Origin of the sequence: Enterobacter sichuanensis (assembly GCF_002939185.1) — a bacterium.
GTDB classification, from domain to species: domain Bacteria; phylum Pseudomonadota; class Gammaproteobacteria; order Enterobacterales; family Enterobacteriaceae; genus Enterobacter; species Enterobacter sichuanensis.
Genome location: NZ_POVL01000120.1, coordinates 1 through 2,858 on the forward strand (window position 1 = coordinate 1; position 2,858 = coordinate 2,858).

7 protein-coding genes are annotated in these 2,858 nt (G+C 52.7%); 1 reads left to right on the forward strand and 6 read right to left on the reverse strand.

All coding sequences use genetic code 11. The features are described 5' to 3' along the window. The first annotated feature begins 276 nt into the window (after positions 1 to 276). On the forward strand, positions 277 to 696 hold the full coding sequence (locus C5687_RS23800) for a hypothetical protein (RefSeq protein ID WP_104558186.1): 420 nt from the start codon (positions 277 to 279) through the stop codon (positions 694 to 696). A gap of 78 nt (positions 697 to 774) precedes the next feature. Here the strand turns inward: C5687_RS23800 and C5687_RS23805 are convergent, their stop codons facing one another. Genes C5687_RS23805 through C5687_RS23830 form a run of 6 tightly spaced genes read right to left on the reverse strand, consistent with a single transcriptional unit; the run spans position 775 to position 2,838 of the window. Continuing rightward, positions 775 to 1,464, reverse strand: a complete 690-nt coding sequence (locus tag C5687_RS23805) for a bacteriophage antitermination protein Q (RefSeq protein ID WP_104558188.1) — start codon at positions 1,462 to 1,464, stop codon at positions 775 to 777. Further along, positions 1,461 to 1,577, reverse strand: a complete 117-nt coding sequence (locus C5687_RS23810) for a hypothetical protein (RefSeq protein ID WP_090049334.1) — start codon at positions 1,575 to 1,577, stop codon at positions 1,461 to 1,463. Before C5687_RS23810 ends, C5687_RS23805 begins: the two co-directional genes overlap by 4 nt. After that, positions 1,574 to 1,933 carry a RusA family crossover junction endodeoxyribonuclease gene (locus C5687_RS23815; RefSeq protein WP_104558190.1) on the reverse strand — a complete coding sequence of 120 codons (360 nt, stop codon included), beginning with the start codon at positions 1,931 to 1,933 and terminating at the stop codon, positions 1,574 to 1,576. Before C5687_RS23815 ends, C5687_RS23810 begins: the two co-directional genes overlap by 4 nt. Then, positions 1,930 to 2,220, reverse strand: coding sequence for a DUF1364 domain-containing protein (locus C5687_RS23820; protein ID WP_104558192.1), 291 nt, complete (start codon positions 2,218 to 2,220; stop codon positions 1,930 to 1,932). The genes C5687_RS23815 and C5687_RS23820 overlap by 4 nt, the downstream gene beginning before the upstream one ends. Next, the gene (locus C5687_RS23825) at positions 2,213 to 2,383 is read right to left on the reverse strand and encodes a NinE family protein (RefSeq protein ID WP_104558194.1); all 171 of its coding nucleotides are present in this window, start codon (positions 2,381 to 2,383) and stop codon (positions 2,213 to 2,215) included. Before C5687_RS23825 ends, C5687_RS23820 begins: the two co-directional genes overlap by 8 nt. After that, a complete protein-coding gene (locus C5687_RS23830; protein ID WP_017383033.1) occupies positions 2,383 to 2,838 on the reverse strand; it encodes a YbcN family protein in 456 nt (151 codons plus the stop codon). Before C5687_RS23830 ends, C5687_RS23825 begins: the two co-directional genes overlap by 1 nt. Positions 2,839 to 2,858: the final 20 nt, after the last annotated feature.

Genomic DNA, 2,858 nt, shown 5'->3' on the forward strand with positions numbered 1-2,858 from the left:
TAAACTTCGACCATTCGGTTAACAGCCGAACGCACAACCGCTGTGCTTCTGACCCTGAAACTAAAAGCCCCGGAGATATGGGAAGGCTGGATTGAAATATTGTTTATTGCGCTTCCCCTAATTGGCATAAATCCTAATTAGCGGGACAAGGACGGCATGAGGTTGTTCAAAACGCTCTCATATTCGATATTGGCTTGGGAAATGTATTAAACACTAATAGTAAGGCCGCCAATGAAACGTTTTTTAACCAACCTTTTCTCCAGCTCAGAAAAGAGAATGAAGCGCGAATATGCTGATAAATTTGCTTGCTACGAGGTTCAGCTTTCGGAGTATGGCTGCTCACTACTCAACCTTCCGGCTGCAATGGCCGATCTTGCTAAAGTGGTAACAAACAAGACGTTAAAAGAGTGCGAAGTAGATTCCGTACTTTTCAGGCAAAAGCTTGAATATCACAACTTTGCTCTAACAAGCAGTTATACGCATATGGCCGAAATGGACTATTCCGGGCAGGAGTTGATCGTGCGGTATTGTATACGCCATCCATTAGAAGCATGCCTAACCAGCGCCGCTGCTATAGAGCAAATCATCCCTAACGCTCGCGAGATGGGGTGCAGCTTTTATCAAGCCATTGAGGCCGCCGCTGTTGCGTCTAATATGACGGTTGAAGAGGTGTTTGGTATACACCATCCTCTCTGATTAAAAACAAAAAACCCGCTCAATGGCGGGTTATTAAAATTTAGGCATAATATCAGATTTACATGAAATATATGCGTTTCAGTTCGGTTTTGCAAGAGTTGCGTGCGAATTTGTCGACTTTTGTTGTGAACGTGATCGCGTTACTGAGATGAGCGCATCACTATCAAGCCGCTTAAAGCTGTTGCGCATTGCCAGCCAGTGAGGCAGATAGGTTTCTGTCCAGGTGGATTTCGCAACGCCAGCCAACTCGGCCAGCGCCTGATATTCGTACGTTTCACGCCCTGCCAGCTCCGCCTTAACGTCCTGCGCCGCCAGCCATATCAGTTTCTTCAGCCGATCCATCGTCTTGCCCGCCACCTTCTTCGCGCCGAGTTGCTCCCGGAACTCATTCCACGCCCACTGGGTGATCGCCACCTGGTACTCGAAGCGGATATTCTCGCTGTAGTTCCACAGCAGCCATGCTTTCTGATGGTCTTCCAGAGACAGGATAGCGCGGCGCCAGGATGCGGTCACGAACTCAACCGGGCCCACCAGCGCGATTGATGAGCCCTTGGCGCGTGACTGGCTGCCACTCATCGGCGGGCCGTTAGGGTTAACTTTCCGGCCAGTGACCGGGTCGGTTATTTTCTTCCGCCCCCGGCTGCGCGCCGTCGCGGTGAATTGCGCGTTCTCGGCGAAAGCTACCAGTTGCCCTTTCGTCGCCCCGCTGAGGTCTGCGGTCGCCACAATGAGCTGCTGACGTACGTATTCCAGTTGCTGACTGTTCATGCGGCTTCCTTCTGAGGCTGATTGGTTTTGGTCTGGCTGTGCTTTGCTACTGGTGGCAGGCTGGCGCGCTTAACGCTTTCTGCCTGGTATCGGGTTATCTCGTCTCTGGTCACGGCGCACACTCCCCAATAATGATCTGCCCCTTCTCTCCCCAAAGTTTTGTTACCCGGCCATCCCAGACACGGCTGTCGTCGTCGAAAATGGCATCGAGTAGCGCCTTTTCCAGGTTGTCTTTATCCGGTTTCTGCTGATGAGCCTGTCCGTTAAGTTGCGCGCGCTTCTTCTGGTTCCAGCTTTTTGGCATGGGAATGATGAAGGTCACGTGATAACCGGATTCAGGCAGGCAGATCCCTAGCAGGCGTACTTCGGCTTTGAAAGCCCAATACGCTGCTGTTGCCGGACGTTTTACCCACCGGTCCCGTTGAGTCATGCGGGGTTTGCTGACTGGCGTGATATCGTAAATATTCATACCTTCACGAGCCCCTCTTTGAGCCAGATAACCTGTGTGCGGGCCATGCCTTCCAGCGCACACTCCTTTGCATAATCCGCATCGACCAGGCGGGTTCGGCGATCAATCTCATCGTGGCAGCTGCTGCATGCGATGGTGGCGATCAGGTCTGGCGGCTTGATTCCAGTCCCGCAGAGACCAGCAAGACGAATGTGAGCCAGTACTGAGGTTTCAGGATTTCCGTTGCATACGCCGGGGATCTGCACCTGACATTCGCGGCCGCGTGCCGCTTTGCATAAATTAGCCATGCGCCCTCCGTGCCGCGAGACGCAGCCATTTCTGATCCACCAGGCGGGCTGTGTAGTCTTTCAGTGTCGGGATGTCGGACGGCTTAACCGCGTGCTTGCGCTGGCGGCACGCCGGAACGCGGAAGATTTCATTGGTGATGACGCGGGAAAGTGGAGTAGACATCAGGCCTCCTGCTTATCGCGCAGCACCTGAAACTCGCTGCTTTGAGGGATGGTGAGCACCAGGCCAAACTGAGCGCACCAGCCTTCTACCTGGCACATGAAATGGTGCATGTCGCCAGTGTCCAGATCGGACGTGTGGCGCAGCTCTAATTCAATCGTCTTAATTCCGGTGACGAAGTCGGTGTATTCAACCTCTTCATAACCGAGATAGGTCTTTTTGAGGTTGCGCTTTACCCATGCAGGCGTGGCGTCAGTGCGCCCAGACTTGATCAGGTAGTCGCTAATTTCCTTGTACCAAACGTGGCTCAGACTATTTTGTGAAAGGCTTCTCTTCTCGCGCCAGTCTTTGAGTTGGAGCCGGAAGCACTCACCGTTTTCGAGAAGTGGCTTCAGATGCTGAGTGATTGCGCCAAGGTTTCCACGGTGTAGCTTTATGCCGTCTTTTGGGAGAATCATACGGCCTCATTAACGGAAAC